This is a genomic window from Acinetobacter sp. YK3, from assembly GCF_001729365.1.
Taxonomy (GTDB): Bacteria; Pseudomonadota; Gammaproteobacteria; order Pseudomonadales; family Moraxellaceae; genus Acinetobacter; species Acinetobacter vivianii.
Genome location: NZ_LZPJ01000083.1, coordinates 1 through 18,669, shown reverse-complemented (window position 1 = coordinate 18,669; position 18,669 = coordinate 1). Strand labels below are relative to the sequence as shown.

Here is an 18,669-nt window from a genome sequence, read left to right as displayed (position 1 = left end):
ATGATTAAAAAAACATAAAAAATGCTTGTCAAATGCTGAAATAGTGCGTAATTTAATACTTAGACACAGTTTTTTAGATATTTGAAATAAACATGTTAAAGCATACTGTAAACACAAACGCATACTTTTATTTTTGGCAATATTAATCGTTGCCTGATGCGTTTCGGGCAGCAAAAAGGGTTGCCCAACCAGTTAATACCTGATCGGCAACACCGATCAGGTTTTTTTATGCTTTAACAATCATCATTTTAGGAGAAATATCATGTATACATTCAATTATTCATATTTTAGCAAGATTACTTGGTTTTACTTTGCAAAAAAATCAACATCACTTAGATCACACTTGCTCAAATAAATGAAAAGGACTGCGAAGAAGGCCAGTCCAAAGGAATTGAAAAATGAATGCTTTAAATACTGCTTTGACACAACCACAAACACACACAAAAGAATCAATGCTTAGCTTGCCATCACAACTCAAAGCGCAGTATCCCTTGTCTGCAAATCTGGCGCAGCAAATTTCAAAACATCGTCAAACGATTCAAAATATTTTATCAGGACAAGATCATCGTTTAATGGTGATTACAGGGCCTTGCTCGATCCATGATCCTATCGCAGTACTCGAATATGCTGATCGTCTGCAACAACTCCAAGAACAAGTCAAAGATCAGATTTTCCTTGTCATGCGTGCCTATATTGAGAAACCACGTACCACAGTGGGCTGGAAAGGTTTTTTATACGATCCAAATTTAGATGGATCATCAGATTTACAACTGGGCTTAGAAAAGTCTCGTGCTCTTTACTTACAGCTGGTTGAAAAGGGTTTGCCGATTGCCAGTGAAATTTTAAGTCCAATGGCAACGGGTTACTTTGATGATTTACTGGCTTGGGGGGCAATTGGTGCACGTACCAGTGAATCACAAATTCACCGTGAAATTGCCAGCCACATGCCGTACAGCATCGGCTTCAAAAATGGGACTGATGGCTCGATTCAGATTGCTTTAGATGCAATCCAGTCTGCCATGAATGGGCATCAATTCCTCGGGATGACCCAACAAGGTTTGCCTGCGATTCTGCATAGTACAGGTAATCCATTGCCACACCTGATTTTACGCGGCTCAAATCATGGTACCAATTATGATTTGGCGTCGATCCAGTCCATGCATTTTAAACATAAGCATTTACCAGCGCTTGTGATTGATTGTAGTCATGGCAATAGTGCTAAAGATCCATTAAAACAACCGCAAGTGTTGCAGCAAATCATTACAGAGTGTGCGGAATCGAAAGTGCGCGGTGTGATGATTGAGAGTCATTTAGTAGATGGCAATCAAAAAATCTCTTGTGATATGACTTATGGTCAATCCGTCACAGATGGTTGTTTAGGTTGGGATAAAACAGCACAGGTTTTGCTGGATGTTGCTGAACAAATGCGACATAAGAAATAAAGTTAAAAAAGCCAGTTGAAGACTGGCTTTTTTATTGGCTTAAAATCAGGCTGCTTGAATAGATTGAGCTGCAAGAAAGTGACCGATTTCCTGACTAAACTTTCTCGGTTCAGTAATGAGTGGCGTATGGCCAGAACGTTCAAAATAAACAGCTGTGGCATTTGCCAAACTTTCTGCAATTAAGGTTTGTCCCATTTCAGGGTACAGGGTAGATTCACGACCAATAAAGAACGTCGTTGGGCAATTGAGCTGGCTAATCGCTTCGCGATAATCTTCATCATGATTGAGATAGTTTTCTACATACCAAAGCAAGTAATCCAGTCGTTGAATCGGCAATAGATACTTTTGTAAGAAAGGACGATTCAGTGCCAGTTTGAAAATCTTGGGACTATAGTTATTACTGCCTTGCAGCTCGATAAACGCACCCCATAAGCTCACTAGGTTATAGCGAACATCATCGGGTAAATCTTCAAGCTTCTGTGCATGTTTGTATTGGTGTAATAAGGTTTGAATCTCAAGCAAGAGCTGTTTAAATTGAGGATGCTTCTGCCCGAATAAGCCATATTGCCAAGAGTCATCGACAGAGATCTTCGGCGTTTGATCAATATGTAAATAGGCTTTGAGTTTTTCAGCCAGATTGCCATGTTTCATCCCATGCATGGCTGTGGTTGCACCCATGGAATAGCCCATCAGGATAAACTGATCGAGTTTTAGTTGCTGGATCAGACTATTGACATCATTCCAGTGGCTAGAAATTGCATCCATATTGGGGATCGCACAATGCTTTGACCCCCCAAAACCGCGCCAGTCTGGAATGATAAATTCATATTGTTTGCGATTGGAAAATAAGAAAGGGAGCCATTGCCAGCTTTGCATGCCCAGACCTGACAACACCAGCACAGGCTCACCTTCGCCAACGCGTCGCACAAATAATTTTTCCTGATCAGGCATGGTATAAAATGGCATTATTGTTCTCCAATATCGTTTGCTTCCTCAAACTTTCTCAGTTGAGGAATCATTTGTTCCAACCATTTTATCCATTCACTTTCTGTAATGATACCAAGTTCAAGAATCATTTTATGGATGAACAGCACACGGTTGGTGGGTTGGCTATTTTTAAAATCTTTATCATGAATGGCTTGATAAAGGCTTAATTTTTCCTTATGGATGGATAAGTGGCGTTCCAACTCAGGCAAAATGGTATTGCCTCCCAGTTGAGCCTCAGCCCTTAACCTAACCATAAGATCATCACGTAATTGTGCAGGTTCGCTTTGTTGTTCAATCCATGCAGCCAGTTGTATTCTACCCAGTTGCTCAACTTGGTAGGTTTTTTTTCGGCTATTTGCAGCTTGTTCTTCTAGTGTCGAAATCCATCCTTTTTTCAGCATCCCATTGAGTTCACGATAGATTTGCTGATGAGTCGCATTCCAAAAGAAGCCCATTGAACGGTCAAAGCGACGAGCCAATTCAAAACCTGTGCTCGGCTTCTCTAATAGGCTGGTCAATAAAACATGGGCGAGTGACATGATGTTCCATAATAAAAAAATGACTCATCAGAATTATGCAATATGTTGCATAAAAATCAAATCTTGTTTATAACTTTATGCAACAAGTTGCATTAGCCAGCAGAATGCGAGCCAAAGGAGAAAACATGTCAGCTTATCCACATTTATTAAAGCCACTTGATTTAGGCTTTACCACTTTAAAAAACCGTGTGCTTATGGGGTCTATGCATGTTGGCTTAGAAGAAGCACCTCAAGGTTATGAGCGTATGGCTGCATTCTATGCAGAACGCGCCAAAGGTGATGTTGGATTAATTGTTACAGGTGGGATTTCGCCAAACGATGCTGGCCTGACTTTTGCCCATGCGTCTAAGCTCGATAGCATTGCCGAAGCAGATAAACATAAAGTGATTACCCAAGCTGTACATGAGGCGGGCGGTAAGATTGCAATGCAGATTTTACATACAGGTCGCTATTCTTATCAGCCTGAGATTGTTGCACCATCTGCGATTCAGGCACCGATTAACCCAATTAAACCCAAAGCGCTTACTTCAGCAGAAGTGCAGCAAACCATTGATGACTTTGCCAACTGTGCCAAGCTTGCACAATATGCAGGTTATGATGGCGTCGAAATCATGGGGTCAGAAGGTTATCTGATTAATGAATTTATTGCCGCTCGTACTAACCACCGTGATGATGAATGGGGCGGTAGCTATGAAAAACGTATTCGTTTCCCGATTGAAATCGTAAAGCGTACTCGTGCGTTGGTGGGTGAGAATTTCATTATCATTTATCGCTTGTCGATGCTGGATCTGGTTGAAGGCGGTTCAACGCTGGAAGAAGTGATTCAACTTGCAAAAGAAATCGAAAAAGCAGGTGCAACCATTATCAATACTGGTATCGGCTGGCACGAAGCGCGTATTCCAACGATTGCAACTAAAGTACCGCGTGCAGCATTTACATGGGTGACTGAAAAGCTCAAAGGTGAAGTTTCAGTTCCTTTAATTACTTCAAACCGTATCAATACCCCTGAAATGGCGGAACACGTTCTGGCTTCTGGTCATGCAGATATGGTGTCTATGGCACGTCCAATGCTGGCAGATCCAGAGTTTGTTTTGAAAGCCAGCGAAGGTCGTAGTGATGAGATCAATACCTGTATTGGTTGTAACCAAGCTTGTTTAGATCATATTTTTTCAATGAAGATTGCGACATGTTTAGTTAACCCACGTGCTTGTTATGAAACTGAACTGATTTTCAAAGAAACCAGTGCAGTGAAAAATATTGCCGTGATTGGCGCAGGCCCAGCAGGTTTAAGCTTTGCGGTTTATGCTGCAAGTCGTGGTCATAAAGTGAAAGTCTTTGATGCCAGCAACCAGATTGGTGGTCAATTCAATATCGCCAAAACTATTCCGGGTAAAGAAGAATTCTACGAGACCTTACGTTACTTTAAACGCCAAATTGAATTACAGCCGAATATTGAGTTAGTACTCAATCATACAGCCACTTATGAAGAGCTAAGCCAAGCAAATTATGATGATATCGTGGTTGCGACGGGCGTGACTCCACGTCAATTGCAATTTGAAGGCATCGATCATCCAAAAGTGTTGAGCTATATTCAAGTATTAAAAGAACGTGTACCTGTAGGTAAGCGTGTTGCCATTATTGGTGCAGGTGGTATTGGTTTTGATACCGCAGAATACTTAACCCATGAAGGTGATAGTGGTAGCTTAAATCCTGAAAAGTTCTATGCAGAGTGGGGAATTGATACGACTTACGAGCATGTAGGTGGCTTAAAACCAGCTGAGTTAGAAAAGTCAGAACGTGAAATTTACTTACTACAACGTAAAACAGCATCTGTTGGTGCAGGTTTAGGTAAAACTACGGGCTGGATTCACCGTACTGGCTTAAAACATCGTGATGTGAAAATGATTGCGGGAGCAAGTTACGACAAGGTTGACGACCAAGGTCTACATATTACGGTGGATGGTCAAAGTCGTATCCTTGAGGTGGATAATGTGGTGATTTGTGCTGGTCAGGAATCTTATACTGCGATGTTTGACCAACTTAAAGCAGATGGTAAAAATGTTCATCTGATTGGTGGTGCGAAAGAAGCAGGTGAGCTAGATGCGAAACGTGCAATTCGTCAAGGTGCTGAATTAGCAGCCGTTTTATAAGGCAGAAATGAGCATTTTCTCATGAGAGGAAGTGCTCATTCACTTTTAGATATGAAGGAAAAATAACAATGACACTTGCAACAACAAAACAAGCCTTAGCGATCTGGCATGAAATGATTCAAGCTGGCGATTTATCTCGCTTAAATGACTTGCTTGCGGAAGATGTTGTGTTTCGCTCGCCAGTTGCTTATAAGCCTTATGAAGGAAAGCATGTGGTCTTTTTTATTTTGACCAATGTGATTCAGGTGTTTGAGAACTTTACTTATCACCGTGAATTTTATACCGAAGACGGTGAAAATGTGGTGCTGGAATTTAGTGCCAATGTGAGTGGTAAGTCATTAAAAGGCATTGATATGATTCGTTTTAATGATCAGGGGAAAATCATTGATTTTGAAGTGATGATCCGTCCGATGAGTGGTTTGGCAGCATTGGCAGAGAAGATGGGCGCAAGATTTGCCAAGTATCAACCCAACTAAAGCACTAAAAATAGCCTAAGTAATATTCAGAGATTTAAAATGTGGTTAAAACTTTCAACTTTGGCTTTATTGCCTATATTACTCATTCAGGGTACGAAAGTTCGTAAAAATACACCACGTCTGTTAGAAGCCGGCGGAGAGCGTGCAGGTACGATTGGTGCGGGACAACCGCTGTCCATATTGATCTTAGGTGATTCAGCGGCGGCTGGCGTGGGTGTTGAAACTCAACAAGACGCTTTATCTGGAGCGATCATTTCCGAATTACAGAGTGAATATCGCTTGCAGTGGAAATTACAGGCAAAAACAGGTGATACTACTCAGCAAATTTACCAAACAGTACAACAGTTAGATCAGCAATGTTATGATGTAATCGTCACCTCAATCGGTGTCAATGATGTCACTAAGCTGACTTCGGCAAAGTCTTGGTTGAAACAGCAAAAACAACTTTTTAGCTATATACAACAACAGTTTCAACCCAAGTTAATTATTGTGTCTGGTGTACCGCCAATGCAGCATTTTCCAGCTTTGCCGAATCCATTGGCTTGGCTGTTTGGAAAATATGCAGCACAAATGAATCAAGTATTACAACAATGGCTGGCGCCGCAGCCGCAATTTCATTTCATTCAATATGATGTAGAAACTTTTCAGGCGATGAATCTGCCAATGGCCAGTGATGGTTTTCATCCTGGCAAAGAAATTTATGCAATTTGGGGAAAACAGGTCGCTAATTTAGTGCGGCAAACATTTACTCATCGTTAGAGGCGGTATTGGATATGGGTATATCTGCTTTAGACAAAATAAAAGTGTTAGGTTCAGAACTCTTTGATACGGTACTCGGTGCTGAACAACCGAAAATGTATTATGACCCGAAAGGGAAGATTAAGGATGTGCTGGAAAAATTACCTCAATTAAAGCAAAAATATCGTCCAACGCCGTGGCTAAGTAATACTCATCTACATTTGCTGTATTTTGATGTGATTCGAAAGAAAATGATCAAGCTTGAATATGATCGAATCGAACAATTACAGATGCAGGATGGTGGTGTAACGGCAATCGCATGGTATGGATATGACTTACCGCCAGAGACGCCGACTATTGTGATTATGCATACCATTACAGGGACACCTGAAAGTATGCGGGAGCTGGTTAAAGACCTGCATGAATATACAGGGTGGAGAATCGCATTGTGTTTACGCCGTGGTCATGCGGGTTTGCCAATGCCTGTACCACGTATTTCATTGTTTGGTTCGACCAGTGATCTAAAAGAGCAATTGGCACATATTCAAAGCTTATTTCCAGACTCAGACTTATATGCTGTCGGTTCTTCTGCGGGTACAGGTTTGTTAGTACGCTATCTAGGTGAGCAAGGTGCAGACACACCTTTCAAAGCTGCCTTTGCAATGTGTCCAGGTTATAACACTGAAATTGGCTTTAAAAATGTCCATCCTTTTTATAGCAAAATGATGACCAAGAAGCTTTTTAAGCACTTTATCTATCCGTATCAGACCACATGGGGGCAACTTGCTTCTGTAGAAAAGGTGCTGACAACCACCAGCTTGGAAGAGTTTGAAAAAGAATACTTTGAAATGGCTGGATTTCAGGATTATCAAAGCTATTGTCAGGCAATTAATCCGATCTATGTGTTTGAAAATGTCAAAATTCCATTGATGATTTTGAATGCAGAAGATGATCCTGTCTGTTCAATCAAGAATCTGGAACCATATAAAGATGCAATTCAGCATATGGAAAATATTGCTGTGGTAACGACGAAGAAGGGTAGCCATTGTGGCTTCTATGAAACGTTAAGTGTGAAATCTTGGGCTTCACGTTTGATGTCTGATTTTTTTAAGAATTATTAATAATGTAGAAATAAAAAAGCCATGAACTGCAACAAACGCGGCTCATGGCTTTTTTCAGCAAGCAATTAAAACATTAGTTGTTTAATGCAGGTGTAGCAGCAGCAATTGCGGCAGCAACAGCATCATCTTCACTTTGAGCTGGTGTAGATGATTTTGGCGCTTTTGCAGTTTGTTCAGCTTTTGGCTGCTCTACTTTAGCTGGTTTAGGTTCAGCTTTTACAGGTTGCTCAGCTTTAGGCTGTTCTGTTTTTGCTGGTTTTGGTTGTTCAGTACGTGGAGTCTCAGTTGCAGCAGGCGTTTCAGTCTGCGCAGGATGGATTTCACGACGAATTTCAGTGGTCGTATTTGCAGTTTCTTCGCGCGTTGTTTCAACAGCAGGCGCTGGAGCTTCTTGCTTATCAACACTTTCTAACGATTCAAACTCCTGAATTTTTTCAGGCTCAGGTTGTGGCTGAGTTTGAGTTTCAGTCGTTGACTGTTCTTGCTGCTCTTCGTTTTTAGGTTCTTCTTTTTTCACACAAGCAGTTAATAAAAGACCAGTCGCCAGTGCTGCACAAATTAAAAGTTTTTTATTTGCCATTGCTAAAACAACATATTAAATAAGGACAGCACGAATTATAACAGTAAAAGTATGTGAAGAAATCCCTATGCTTTGTTGAGTTTGTTTATATTTTATAATTGCTTGCAAATCCTCATCACTTTTATGGCTCATTTATTACGGTTTAAAACCGATTTTTAAGAAGTTTGAGGATGAATTTGAGCGCTTAAACGTAATTTAAGTATGAAAAATCATCAAATCCCGTAAATTTTTATCGAAAATGCTGATAGAATAACCAGTTGTTTATAGTTCTTTGAATTGATGCGGTTTGACTTTGCTTTATAGGGGCAGAGTACAGTAAAATTGCCCAACATTGTAGGCCGATTTCGGCTCGATTGTACGAGAAACTCAATGACCCATTTTATTTTTGTCACTGGTGGTGTGGTTTCATCACTAGGTAAAGGTATTTCTGCTGCTTCTGTTGCTGCACTTTTGGAAGCTCGTGGCTTAAAAGTCACTATGGTAAAAATGGATCCATACATTAATGTCGATCCAGGTACCATGAGTCCATTTCAGCATGGTGAAGTTTTCGTCACAGAGGATGGTGCTGAAACTGACTTAGATTTGGGATATTACGAACGTTTCTTACGTCGTGCAAAAATGACCAAACTGAATAACTTTACCAGCGGTCGTGTATATCAGGACGTTTTGAACAAAGAACGTCGTGGTGACTACCTAGGTGGTACTGTTCAAGTTATTCCACATATTACAGATAACATTAAAGAACGCGTACTTCGCGCAGGTGAAGGTTACGACGTTGCGATCGTTGAGATTGGTGGTACTGTTGGTGATATCGAATCACTTCCATTTATGGAATCAGTACGTCAGCTTATGGTTGAGTTGGGTCATAAACGCACAATGCTGATGCATTTGACCTTATTACCATACATCAAATCTGCTGCGGAATTGAAAACCAAGCCAACTCAGCATTCTGTGAAAGAACTTCTTTCAATCGGTATTCAGCCAGATATCTTGATCTGCCGTACTGAATACGATGTCGATGTTGATACTAAACGTAAAATTGCATTGTTCACGAACGTTGAAGCGCGTGCCGTTGTGGTATGTAAAGATGCGAAAACGATTTATCAAATTCCACGTACTTTCTACGAACAGAATGTTGATGACCTGATCTGCGAACGTTTTGGCTTCAACGATCTTCCAGAAGCAAATCTTGAAGATTGGGACAATGTTGTTGAAGCATTATTGAATCCTGAATACACAGTACGTGTTGCGATGGTGGGTAAATATGTAGAACTTCCAGATGCTTATAAATCTGTGAATGAAGCACTTTTACATGCAGGGATCCAGAACCGCGTTAAAGTTCAGATTGACTATGTCAATGCTGAAGAGCTTGAACAGCAAGACATTAGTATTTTAAGTACGGCTGATGCGATCTTGGTACCAGGTGGTTTTGGTGAGCGCGGTACTGAAGGCAAAATGAAAGCCATTCAATACGCCCGTGAAAACAAGATTCCATTCCTTGGTATTTGTTTAGGTATGCAATTGGCTGTGATTGAATATGCACGTAACGTTGCAGCGATGCCAGAAGCAAGTTCAACTGAATTTAACCGTTCAACTAAATATCCACTCATTGGTTTAATCACTGAATGGTTAGATGAACGTGGTGAGTTACAGCAACGTAGCCTTGAGTCTGACTTGGGCGGTACGATGCGTTTAGGTGCACAAAAATCAGAACTGGTTGAAGGCACTAAAACACGTGAAGTATATGGCAAAGCTGAAATTACTGAACGTCACCGTCATCGTTATGAAATGAACGATCGTTTTATTCCAGCACTTGAAGAAGCTGGTATGAAAATTTCAGGCTATTCATCAGTACAACATTTAGTTGAAACTGTAGAAATTCCTGAACATCCTTGGTTTATTGCTGTACAATTCCACCCAGAATTTACAAGTTCACCACGCGATGGACACCCATTATTTGCTAGTTTTATCGGGGCTGCTAAAAATCAGCACCAAAAGTAAGTATTGAGTTTTAAATAAACTGGGAAAGTTTAAATGTCACAATTAAAACCACAAGAAGTTGTACGTTTAGGCGATATACAAATGGCAAATCATTTGCCATTTGTATTATTTGGCGGAATGAACGTACTTGAATCGAAAGATTTAGCATTTGAAATTGCTGAAACGTATGTTGATATTTGCAAACGCTTAGATATTCCTTACGTGTTCAAGGCAAGCTTTGACAAGGCAAATCGTTCGAGCTTGCATTCATTTCGTGGTCCTGGTCTGGAAAAGGGCATAGAGTGGTTGGCGGAGATTAAAAAGCATTTTAATGTGCCAATCATTACCGACGTTCATGAACCTTACCAAGCAGCGCCTGTAGCTGAAGTCGCAGACATTATCCAGCTTCCTGCCTTCCTTAGTCGTCAGACTGATCTTGTTGAAGCAATGGCAAAAACTCAAGCCATTATCAATATCAAAAAAGCACAATTCTTAGCACCACATGAAATGCGTCATATCTTGCATAAATGTCTGGAAGCTGGGAATGATAAACTCATTCTTTGTGAACGTGGTTCAGCATTTGGCTATAACAACCTGATCGTTGATATGCTTGGCTTTGACACCATGAAAGAAATGAATGTGCCAGTATTCTTTGACGTTACCCATGCTTTACAAACACCAGGCGGACGTGCTGATTCTGCGGGTGGTCGTCGTGCTCAAATTACAACTTTGGCACGTTCAGGTATGGCAACAGGTTTAGCGGGTTTATTTCTGGAAGCGCATCCGGAACCGGAAATTGCAAAATGTGATGGACCATGTGCATTGCGTTTATCTCAGCTTGAGCCATTCTTGGCACAATTAAAAGAATTGGATACTTTAGTTAAAGGATTCAAAAAGTTAGACACCCACTGATGCAATAACTTGCATCTTGTTTTTCATTCAACAGAGGAATTGTTCATGAGCCAAATCGTTGACATCCGTGCACGTGAAATTTTGGACTCTCGTGGTAACCCAACCATCGAAGCAGACGTTATTTTAGAATCTGGGGTTGTTGGTCGTGCATGTGCACCATCTGGTGCTTCAACTGGTTCTCGTGAAGCTTTAGAACTTCGTGATGGCGATAAAGCACGTTATTTGGGTAAAGGTGTTAAAACTGCGGTTAATAACGTAAATACGATTATCCGTGACGCTTTAGTGGGCAAATCAGTATTTGAACAAAAAGACATCGATAATACGATGATCGAACTTGATGGTACTGAAAACAAAGAAAAATTAGGTGCTAACGCAACTTTAGCTGTTTCATTGGCTGCTGCTCGCGCTGCTGCTGAAGAAAAGAAAATTCCTCTTTTCCAATACATCGCAGATCTTCGTGGTCAAACGACTTTGACTATGCCTGTACCAATGATGAATATCATCAATGGTGGTTCGCATGCAGACAACAATGTTGATATTCAAGAGTTCATGATTGAGCCTGTAGGCTTTACATCATTTGCTGAAGCATTACGTGCAGGTGCAGAAATCTTCCATTCGCTAAAATCAGTTTTAAACAAAAAAGGTTTAAACACTGCGGTAGGTGATGAAGGTGGCTTTGCGCCAAACTTACGTTCAAACGAAGAAGCAATCACTGTTATTCTTGAAGCAATTGGTCAAACGGGTTACAAAGCTGGTTCTGATATCATGTTGGCACTTGACTGTGCTTCTTCAGAATTCTACAAAAATGGTCAATATGTCCTTGCTGGTGAAGGTAATAAAGCATTCACAAGCAACCAGTTCTCTGACTATTTAGCTGGTCTTGTAAACCAATACCCAATCATTTCGATTGAAGATGGTCTGGATGAATCTGACTGGGAAGGTTGGAGCTACTTAACATCAATCCTTGGTGACAAAATCCAGTTAGTTGGCGACGATTTGTTCGTAACTAATCCTAAGATTTTACAACGTGGTATTAATGAGAAAGTCGGTAACTCGATTCTGATCAAATACAACCAGATTGGTACATTGACTGAAACTCTAGATGCAATCTACCTTGCGAAAGCAAATGGTTATAGCACTGTAATCTCACACCGTTCAGGTGAAACTGAAGATTCAACAATTGCTGACTTGGCAGTTGGTACCGCAGCGGGTCAAATCAAGACCGGTTCACTATGCCGTTCTGACCGCGTAGCGAAGTATAACCAATTGCTTCGTATTGAAGAATTAACGAAAGCAGCTTACCGTGGTAAAGCTGAATTCAAAGGTCTAAAATAAGGTCAAATTATCCATGTTGAAAACTTCTAATCATCTTTCTTTACAAAAGAGAGAAACTCTGCAAATTCATAATCCTATAGAATTCGCAGATGATCTTCCTTTCAGAAGGATGTAGGGGCTTTTTCATGTTAGAGATGTTTCGATCGACCTCGAGTAAATTGATTCTGTTGCTTGCAGTCGTTTTGGTTGCAAGCTTGCAGTATCAATTCTGGTTAGGTGAGGGCGGCTATTTCCCTCACCAAGCCTTAACTCAGCAAATTACTCAACAAGCTGAAATTAATACTGAATTAAAAGAACGAAATCGTATTTTAGCTGCCGAAGTTTTTGATTTAAAAAATGGTAGCGAAGCGATTGAAGAACATGCACGTTTAGATTTAGGTTTAATTAAACCCAATGAAACATTTGTGCAAATGAGTACAATCAGTACCCATTACAAACCGATTTATATTGATCCAAACGCAAAAGAAGATACTGCAACGAATGAAAACCCAGACTAAGCTGTGGGCGGTTGTACCAGCAGCAGGTTCGGGCAGTCGTTTTTCTAAAACTGAATTAAAACAATATCAGTATATTCAAAATCATACTGTACTTGAACATACCGTTAATCGTCTAAATACACTTGATCTGGCAGGCTGTGTGCTTGCCATCGGTCAGCAAGATAATTTTGCCAAAACACTGCCGTTTCAACATAAAGATAATCTACATTTTTGTGAAGGCGGTGCCGAGCGTGTGCACTCTGTTTTAAATGCCTTGACTTATTTGTCTGAAATTGCAAATGAAAATGATTGGGTATTGGTTCATGACGCGGCACGCCCATGTGTTACTTCGGATTGTTTAACCCGTTTGGTTGAGTCAGCAATGCATTCAAATCAAAGTGCAATTCTGGCCATTCCAGTACGTGACACTTTAAAACAAGTCCAAAGCGAGAATCAGATCGAGAAAACGGTAAGCCGTGAATTGTTGTGGCAAGCTCAGACACCACAAATGGCTCGGTTACATGTTTTAAAAAGCGCAATTGAACAGGCCTTAGCAGATCATATTGTGATTACAGATGAAGCGAGTGCTTTGGAATATGTGAAAGAACCTGTGCAAGTGGTACAGGGGCGATCTGATAATATTAAAATTACTTATGCCGATGATCTGGAATTGGCAAGGCTCATTTTACAATCTCAAATTCATTCATAATTATTTCGTTTGCTCTATAAATCAGTTTTTCTCATTGCTTTAATAGCCTAAGTAAAAATTAAGTGAAGTTTACTGTTTGTTTACATTAACTTAAATGACAAAAAACTGACGATTTGTTAAATTTGAACAACATACTTTATAACGGATCAACAAATGAAAAAATTATTACTTGCGGGCCTTTTTACTTTTTCTTTAGTTGGCTGCGCAACGACTCCTCAACAGCCTGAAGATACTGTACAGGAAACAATTCGCTATTCTACTAGCCCTTGTTTTGGTACCTGTCCAATCTATTCTGTTGAGATTACACCTGAAGGCGCTGTTCATTTTGATGGTAAACAATATACCAAGGTGACAGGTACTCAGGATTTAAAAGTTGATCCTTCTGTTTATACCAAGCTCCAACAAGAGCTAAAAACTTACCGTCCTGCGACTGGCGCGAATGTAAAAACAACGGGCTGTGCAGAAACAGCAACTGATCATCAAAGTGCTTTCTTTGCATGGAAACGTCCAGATGGTACAGTGACTCAGTTAAGCCACTACACAGGCTGCATCTCTCCAGCAAATGCTGAGCTCAATAAAGTGATTGAAAAGTTGCCTAAGACGATTGGTATTGAAGATTTAGTACGTTAATCTCGACTTCGTTTAAAGAGAAGGCTTAATTACGCAAAGTAGTTAAGCCTTTTTTCATTTGTATAAAGATTAAAAATAACATATTATAAAAACATATACTGTTTTGTGAGAGGAAGATGAGCAGCATTATTCTGGCTTTGATTGGTGGTGGGCTGATTGGATTTGCTGTTGTCGGCTATTTATATATAAATGGTCGTATTGCTGGCATTAGCGGGTTAATTGCTCAACTCTTACAACCAAAATCTTTCATTGGAAGCTCTGCTTTCTGGTTCTTGATGGGCTTAATTGTTACTCCTTTTATTTATCAATTATTTGTACAGCCACAGATTATTTTAGATTCTTCTCCATTTGCTTTGATTGCCGCGGGTTTACTGGTGGGCTTTGGTACACGATTGGGTTCAGGGTGTACCAGTGGTCATGGAATCTGTGGGATTAGCCGTTTATCAATGCGTTCAATCATCGCAACCGTTACATTTATGTTTGTAGGAATGTTCACAGTCTATATCGCACGTCATCTTTTGGGAGCGATATGATGAAAAATCTATTTGCTTTTATCTTTGGAAGTATATTTGCACTAGGTTTAATGATTTCAGGAATGTCCAATCCAGCAAAAGTATTAAGCTTCTTAGATATTTTGGGTGAGTGGGATATCAGTTTGATGTTTGTAATGATTGGTGCAATTGCTGTGGCATTTATTCCATTTCAAAAAGCAATCCGTCATCCTAAAACCATCTTGGGAGAAACGATAGCATTGCCGCAGAATCGTCAGATCGATAAAAAGCTGATTATCGGCGCGGTTCTATTTGGTATAGGTTGGGGAATTGCAGGTATTTGTCCAGCACCAGCGCTTACTTTAATTGGACTTGGTTATACAAATATCTGGTATTTCATTATTGCCATGTTAATCGGTATGTTTCTTCATCATCTTTGGGCCAAATCAAGCGGAGAGTAGCAATGTCAAATCCACAAGTTAAAGCTTTCTTTGATGAAAATAGTAATACCTTTAGCTATGTTGTCAGTGATTCTGAAACCCGTTATTGCGCAATTATCGATAGTGTACTGGATTATGATGCTGCTTCTGCGACAACCTCAACAACGCATGCCGATGAGATTATTGCGTATATTCAAACTCAGGCTTTACAGGTTGAATGGATCTTAGAAACACATGTGCATGCTGATCATTTAACGGCTTCACAATATTTAAAATCACAACTTGGCGGAAAAACTGCCATGAGTGAAAAAATTGCTGTGGTTCAGGAGACTTTCAGTGCGATCTATGATCTTGATATAAAGTATTTTAATTCCCAACAAATATTTGACCATCTTTTTAAAGATAATGAGCATTTCCAGATTGGACATTTAGATGCATTTAATATTCCAACGCCCGGCCATACACCTGCATGTTTAAGCTACGTAATCGGAGATGCTGTTTTTATTGGCGATACTTTATTTATGCCTGATTACGGTACAGCACGTTGTGATTTCCCAAAAGGGAGTGCAGACTTGCTATTTGAGTCCATACAAAAACTTTATCAATTACCTGAACAGACCCGAGTTTTTCTTTGCCATGATTATAAGCCTGAAGGGCGAGATGAGTACGTTTGTGAAACCAGTATTCGAGCTCAAAAACAATCTAATATTCATTTAAATGCCGCAACGCCAAAACAGGAATTCGTACAAATGCGGCAGGCACGAGATGCAACCTTATCTATGCCAAAGCTGATATTACCTGCCATTCAAATCAATATGGATGCAGGGCGTTTTCCTGAACCTGAAGCCAATGGAATTCGTTATTTAAAGCTTCCTTTAAATTATTTTAAATCCTGATTCTTCCAAAAATAGCACTGAAATTCGCGTTAATCCTACCAAATAGCCTAAGTAACATTAAGCTTTAAACAGCCAGCACAAGCAAGAGCCAACAAAAAGTCAAAACAAAAATTTTGTACTTTAAGAAAGAGCTATGTTAAAACTACATCCATTTTGAGACTTACATCAATCAGGATATAGGAATGACAACCATCTATTTAGTCAGACATGGTCAAGCTTCATTTGGCAAAACTAACTATGATGAGCTGTCAGAAAATGGTGAAGCACAAGCAAAACTCTTGGGTCAATATTTCAAGAATATTTTTACTGAACAGCCTTATATCGTTTCAGGAAGTATGAAACGTCATCAGCAAACTACACAAATTTCTTTAAGTGAATGTTTTCCTCAGGCCATGTATAAGACCGATGGATTGTGGAATGAGTTTAATCACCAACAGGTGTTTTCACTGTATGAACCTAGATTTTCGCAGCCAGAAGTATTGAAAGAGGATGTTTTTAAAGAAATTGATCCAAGGGCTTATCTGGCACAAATTTTTGATAAGGCAATCGAGCGATGGGCAAATGATGAATTTCATCATGAATACGATGAATCTTGGCCTGTTTTTAAAACCAGAGTAGATCAGGCATTACAAAATTTATGTACTGAGTTAGTAGATCAGCAACCTCAAGAAGCGATTGTATTTACTTCTGGTGGTGTTATCTCTGTGATTATTGGAAAGTTACTTGAGTTGAGTGTACAGCGTACTTTCGCGCTGAGCTGGTCGATTGCAAATACAAGTGTTACCACCTTAAAACTGAGTAATGGCGCACTTCAGCTCATCAGTATGAATGAACATCAATTTATTAAATCAAAAAATCCAGACTTATTAACTTGGCTCTAAAGTAGGGCTGGGTACAATATTTAATATAATGCCCGAAGTGACCATCCGCTAACCAAAGCCATAGAAAAATATTTGAAGCTTGAAAAGGAACGGGAAGAAAAATTTATATTACTTTATATTTCACATAATTAAAAAAGTTTAAATCCACGTTAGAATATAACGCTTACTTGATAAATAAAGAATTTAAAGTTTCTACATTTACTCATTTACATTAAAAAAAGGAAAAAACATGTCTCAACATGACTTTAATTTATCAGATCATTTTAAGCTGGGTATTTTTGCTTTTAATTGCTCTGGCGGACTCACTGCTTCTACTTTGGAAGATGGCTGGGATGCCAGTTGGGAGAAAAATCTGGAACTGGCACAAATGGCTGATGAAGCTGGAATTGATTTCCTTTTATCTGCTGCACGATTTATTGGCCACGGCGGTGAAAAGGATTTTCATGGTACAGTTCTGGAAACCGTGACCTGGACATCGGCTTTATTAGCCAAAACCAATAAAATTCATGTATTCGCCACCTTACACAGCGCGTTAAACCATCCAGTTGTCGTTGCCAAGCAAATTGCGACCATGGCTCAAATCAGTGGCAATCGGGTTGGTTTAAATATTGTCGCAGGTTGGAACAAACCTGAATATGACGCAATGGGATTACAACTGCCAGATGATCATGAAACGCGCTATGATTATGCGCATGAGTGGTACGGGTTAGTTAAGAAAACTTGGCAGAGTAAAGAATCCTTTGATTGGAATGGAAAGTTCTTTCAAACGAAAGGGACTTATGGAAAGCCAAATTTGATACCAGCTCCACCGATCTTTAATGCGGCAGGCTCTAAAGAAGGCCGTGAATTCGCAGTTAAAAATTCAGATTTCTTATTTACACCTGCATCAGATCTTGAGCGTTCTGTATCTGAAATTAAAGAACTAAAGAAAGAAGCCGAAGCACTTGATAGAAGTATTAAAGTATTGACCTTTTCACATGTCATTTGTCGTCCTACGGAGGAAGAAGCCCAAGCAGAATGGGATCGACAATTGAATAATGCAGATGAGGGCGCAGTACAACATTTAATAGATACCTTATTTTCATTCTGTAAATCTTTCCCGCCTGATTTATTTGAAGGATTGCGCCAACGTATTGTTGTGGGGCATGGTGGTTTCCCATTAGTAGGTACACCAGAGCAGGTTGCGGACGGATTGATTTCTTTACAGCACACGGGATTCTCAGGTACTACATTATCATTTCTAAACTATACGCAAGAATTTCCATATTTTAGAGATCATGTTATGCCGATATTGAAAGAAAAAGGATTGCTTCAAACAGATTCTTAGTTCTTGTGATGGGTGGATGATCTTGGGTAGAAAAGGTCATCCACTGATCAAATACTGACGTGTGAGTGCTTTATTTATATGACAAAAAACATTCAATTGATTGATTTTTGAACATGTTTTTTGTTTTTTTATGGTATAAAAATATCTCAATTATTAAACTTGAGAATAACAAATGTCTGAACAAAAATATCATTGGTATTTGATTGGTTATACTTTTAATGATGCAAGTAATAACGGAAATACAAGAAGTTTTAACATTCAACTGCCATTAGAATCCTTTCTACCACCCGTTTCTAAAACGAAACTAAATGAGTTGAATGCGATTGGTGCTGAGTGGATCAAGAAAAGTGATCCCTCAACACAGCCAGTGAACTTGTTTGCCATGTCGATTTGTTACCTGGGTGAGATGACCCAAGCTGAATTTAATGCGTAAAGAAAAATACAAGAATGTTTGGACGGTGGGAAAGTTTGGTTAGACTGTTCAACATTCATTTTAATGTATGCTATAAATACCCTCATAATATTGAGGGTATTTTATGAAAAATATTAATATTTTTCA

20 protein-coding genes are annotated in these 18,669 nt (G+C 39.6%); 17 read left to right on the top strand and 3 right to left on the bottom strand.

Translation table 11 applies throughout. The features are described 5' to 3' along the window. Positions 1 to 398: 398 nt before the first annotated feature. On the top strand, positions 399 to 1,442 hold the full coding sequence (locus A9Z07_RS08450; RefSeq protein WP_069577931.1) for a 3-deoxy-7-phosphoheptulonate synthase: 1,044 nt from the start codon (positions 399 to 401) through the stop codon (positions 1,440 to 1,442). A gap of 45 nt (positions 1,443 to 1,487) precedes the next feature. On the opposite strand, the gene A9Z07_RS08445 is transcribed toward A9Z07_RS08450, so the two are convergent. Both A9Z07_RS08445 and A9Z07_RS08440 read right to left on the bottom strand, forming a co-directional pair. Further along, positions 1,488 to 2,408: an alpha/beta fold hydrolase gene (locus A9Z07_RS08445; RefSeq protein ID WP_062848026.1), complete on the bottom strand. Its 921-nt coding sequence runs from the start codon at positions 2,406 to 2,408 to the stop codon at positions 1,488 to 1,490. After that, a complete protein-coding gene (locus tag A9Z07_RS08440; RefSeq protein ID WP_004772388.1) occupies positions 2,408 to 2,968 on the bottom strand; it encodes a PadR family transcriptional regulator in 561 nt (186 codons plus the stop codon). The genes A9Z07_RS08445 and A9Z07_RS08440 overlap by 1 nt, the downstream gene beginning before the upstream one ends. Positions 2,969 to 3,093: 125 nt before the next feature. On the opposite strand from A9Z07_RS08440, the gene A9Z07_RS08435 reads away from it, so the two are divergent. The 4 genes from A9Z07_RS08435 to A9Z07_RS08420 all read left to right on the top strand — a co-directional run bounded on the left by A9Z07_RS08435 (position 3,094) and on the right by A9Z07_RS08420 (position 7,453). Further along, on the top strand, positions 3,094 to 5,118 hold the full coding sequence (locus tag A9Z07_RS08435; RefSeq protein WP_069577930.1) for an NADPH-dependent 2,4-dienoyl-CoA reductase: 2,025 nt from the start codon (positions 3,094 to 3,096) through the stop codon (positions 5,116 to 5,118). A gap of 68 nt (positions 5,119 to 5,186) precedes the next feature. After that, entirely contained in the window at positions 5,187 to 5,594 is a 408-nt protein-coding gene (locus A9Z07_RS08430) for a nuclear transport factor 2 family protein (RefSeq protein WP_069577929.1), read from the top strand. A gap of 39 nt (positions 5,595 to 5,633) precedes the next feature. Continuing rightward, positions 5,634 to 6,353, top strand: coding sequence for an SGNH/GDSL hydrolase family protein (locus A9Z07_RS08425; protein ID WP_069577928.1), 720 nt, complete (start codon positions 5,634 to 5,636; stop codon positions 6,351 to 6,353). 14 nt (positions 6,354 to 6,367) lie between these two features. Next, positions 6,368 to 7,453, top strand: coding sequence for a YheT family hydrolase (locus A9Z07_RS08420; protein WP_069577927.1), 1,086 nt, complete (start codon positions 6,368 to 6,370; stop codon positions 7,451 to 7,453). Between the two features lie 73 nt (positions 7,454 to 7,526). Here the strand turns inward: A9Z07_RS08420 and A9Z07_RS08415 are convergent, their stop codons facing one another. Further along, on the bottom strand, positions 7,527 to 8,033 hold the full coding sequence (locus A9Z07_RS08415) for a hypothetical protein (RefSeq protein WP_004772380.1): 507 nt from the start codon (positions 8,031 to 8,033) through the stop codon (positions 7,527 to 7,529). 369 nt (positions 8,034 to 8,402) lie between these two features. Here A9Z07_RS08415 and A9Z07_RS08410 point away from each other — a divergent pair, with 369 nt between their 5' ends. From A9Z07_RS08410 to A9Z07_RS08355, 12 genes are all read left to right on the top strand, one after another. Continuing rightward, the gene (locus A9Z07_RS08410; protein WP_004772379.1) at positions 8,403 to 10,034 is read left to right on the top strand and encodes a CTP synthase; all 1,632 of its coding nucleotides are present in this window, start codon (positions 8,403 to 8,405) and stop codon (positions 10,032 to 10,034) included. 33 nt (positions 10,035 to 10,067) lie between these two features. Next, entirely contained in the window at positions 10,068 to 10,925 is an 858-nt protein-coding gene (gene kdsA / locus A9Z07_RS08405) for a 3-deoxy-8-phosphooctulonate synthase (protein ID WP_004772378.1), read from the top strand. A 45-nt stretch (positions 10,926 to 10,970) separates the two neighbouring features. Further along, a complete protein-coding gene (gene eno, locus A9Z07_RS08400; RefSeq protein ID WP_005230688.1) occupies positions 10,971 to 12,260 on the top strand; it encodes a phosphopyruvate hydratase in 1,290 nt (429 codons plus the stop codon). Between the two features lie 125 nt (positions 12,261 to 12,385). After that, complete coding sequence (gene ftsB / locus A9Z07_RS08395; RefSeq protein ID WP_004772376.1) at positions 12,386 to 12,757, top strand: cell division protein FtsB; 372 nt, start codon at positions 12,386 to 12,388, stop codon at positions 12,755 to 12,757. Further along, positions 12,741 to 13,445 (top strand): 2-C-methyl-D-erythritol 4-phosphate cytidylyltransferase, encoded by a 705-nt coding sequence (gene ispD, locus A9Z07_RS08390; protein ID WP_069577926.1) that lies wholly within the window; start codon positions 12,741 to 12,743, stop codon positions 13,443 to 13,445. Before ftsB ends, ispD begins: the two co-directional genes overlap by 17 nt. A 153-nt stretch (positions 13,446 to 13,598) precedes the next feature. Next, on the top strand, positions 13,599 to 14,075 hold the full coding sequence (locus A9Z07_RS08385) for a DUF6438 domain-containing protein (RefSeq protein WP_004772374.1): 477 nt from the start codon (positions 13,599 to 13,601) through the stop codon (positions 14,073 to 14,075). 116 nt (positions 14,076 to 14,191) lie between these two features. Then, positions 14,192 to 14,608 carry a YeeE/YedE family protein gene (locus A9Z07_RS08380; protein ID WP_069577925.1) on the top strand — a complete coding sequence of 139 codons (417 nt, stop codon included), beginning with the start codon at positions 14,192 to 14,194 and terminating at the stop codon, positions 14,606 to 14,608. Further along, positions 14,608 to 15,027, top strand: coding sequence for a DUF6691 family protein (locus A9Z07_RS08375; protein ID WP_069577924.1), 420 nt, complete (start codon positions 14,608 to 14,610; stop codon positions 15,025 to 15,027). Before A9Z07_RS08380 ends, A9Z07_RS08375 begins: the two co-directional genes overlap by 1 nt. Before the next feature lie 2 nt (positions 15,028 to 15,029). Then, positions 15,030 to 15,902 carry an MBL fold metallo-hydrolase gene (locus A9Z07_RS08370; RefSeq protein WP_069577923.1) on the top strand — a complete coding sequence of 291 codons (873 nt, stop codon included), beginning with the start codon at positions 15,030 to 15,032 and terminating at the stop codon, positions 15,900 to 15,902. 182 nt (positions 15,903 to 16,084) lie between these two features. Continuing rightward, a complete protein-coding gene (locus tag A9Z07_RS08365; RefSeq protein WP_069577922.1) occupies positions 16,085 to 16,783 on the top strand; it encodes a histidine phosphatase family protein in 699 nt (232 codons plus the stop codon). Between the two features lie 229 nt (positions 16,784 to 17,012). Beyond that, positions 17,013 to 18,110, top strand: coding sequence for an LLM class flavin-dependent oxidoreductase (locus A9Z07_RS08360; RefSeq protein WP_069577921.1), 1,098 nt, complete (start codon positions 17,013 to 17,015; stop codon positions 18,108 to 18,110). Between the two features lie 172 nt (positions 18,111 to 18,282). Continuing rightward, positions 18,283 to 18,543, top strand: coding sequence for a hypothetical protein (locus A9Z07_RS08355; RefSeq protein WP_005257798.1), 261 nt, complete (start codon positions 18,283 to 18,285; stop codon positions 18,541 to 18,543). Positions 18,544 to 18,669 lie beyond the last annotated feature (126 nt).

Bases quoted from the DNA above. Each gene is read 5' to 3' on its own strand.
- A9Z07_RS08385 (WP_004772374.1), top strand. From the start codon at position 13,599: ATGAAAAAATTATTACTTGCGGGCCTTTTTACTTTTTCTTTAGTTGGC.
- A9Z07_RS08430 (WP_069577929.1), top strand. From the start codon at position 5,187: ATGACACTTGCAACAACAAAACAAGCCTTAGCGATCTGGCATGAAATG.
- A9Z07_RS08440 (WP_004772388.1), bottom strand. From the start codon at position 2,968: ATGTCACTCGCCCATGTTTTATTGACCAGCCTATTAGAGAAGCCGAGC.
- A9Z07_RS08450 (WP_069577931.1), top strand. From the start codon at position 399: ATGAATGCTTTAAATACTGCTTTGACACAACCACAAACACACACAAAA.
- ispD (WP_069577926.1), top strand. From the start codon at position 12,741: ATGAAAACCCAGACTAAGCTGTGGGCGGTTGTACCAGCAGCAGGTTCG.
- kdsA (WP_004772378.1), top strand. From the start codon at position 10,068: ATGTCACAATTAAAACCACAAGAAGTTGTACGTTTAGGCGATATACAA.
- A9Z07_RS08415 (WP_004772380.1), bottom strand. From the start codon at position 8,033: ATGGCAAATAAAAAACTTTTAATTTGTGCAGCACTGGCGACTGGTCTT.
- A9Z07_RS08370 (WP_069577923.1), top strand. From the start codon at position 15,030: ATGTCAAATCCACAAGTTAAAGCTTTCTTTGATGAAAATAGTAATACC.
- ftsB (WP_004772376.1), top strand. From the start codon at position 12,386: ATGTTAGAGATGTTTCGATCGACCTCGAGTAAATTGATTCTGTTGCTT.
- A9Z07_RS08420 (WP_069577927.1), top strand. From the start codon at position 6,368: ATGGGTATATCTGCTTTAGACAAAATAAAAGTGTTAGGTTCAGAACTC.
- A9Z07_RS08410 (WP_004772379.1), top strand. From the start codon at position 8,403: ATGACCCATTTTATTTTTGTCACTGGTGGTGTGGTTTCATCACTAGGT.
- A9Z07_RS08445 (WP_062848026.1), bottom strand. From the start codon at position 2,408: ATGCCATTTTATACCATGCCTGATCAGGAAAAATTATTTGTGCGACGC.
- A9Z07_RS08360 (WP_069577921.1), top strand. From the start codon at position 17,013: ATGTCTCAACATGACTTTAATTTATCAGATCATTTTAAGCTGGGTATT.
- A9Z07_RS08365 (WP_069577922.1), top strand. From the start codon at position 16,085: ATGACAACCATCTATTTAGTCAGACATGGTCAAGCTTCATTTGGCAAA.
- A9Z07_RS08355 (WP_005257798.1), top strand. From the start codon at position 18,283: ATGTCTGAACAAAAATATCATTGGTATTTGATTGGTTATACTTTTAAT.
- A9Z07_RS08425 (WP_069577928.1), top strand. From the start codon at position 5,634: ATGTGGTTAAAACTTTCAACTTTGGCTTTATTGCCTATATTACTCATT.
- A9Z07_RS08375 (WP_069577924.1), top strand. From the start codon at position 14,608: ATGAAAAATCTATTTGCTTTTATCTTTGGAAGTATATTTGCACTAGGT.
- A9Z07_RS08380 (WP_069577925.1), top strand. From the start codon at position 14,192: ATGAGCAGCATTATTCTGGCTTTGATTGGTGGTGGGCTGATTGGATTT.
- eno (WP_005230688.1), top strand. From the start codon at position 10,971: ATGAGCCAAATCGTTGACATCCGTGCACGTGAAATTTTGGACTCTCGT.
- A9Z07_RS08435 (WP_069577930.1), top strand. From the start codon at position 3,094: ATGTCAGCTTATCCACATTTATTAAAGCCACTTGATTTAGGCTTTACC.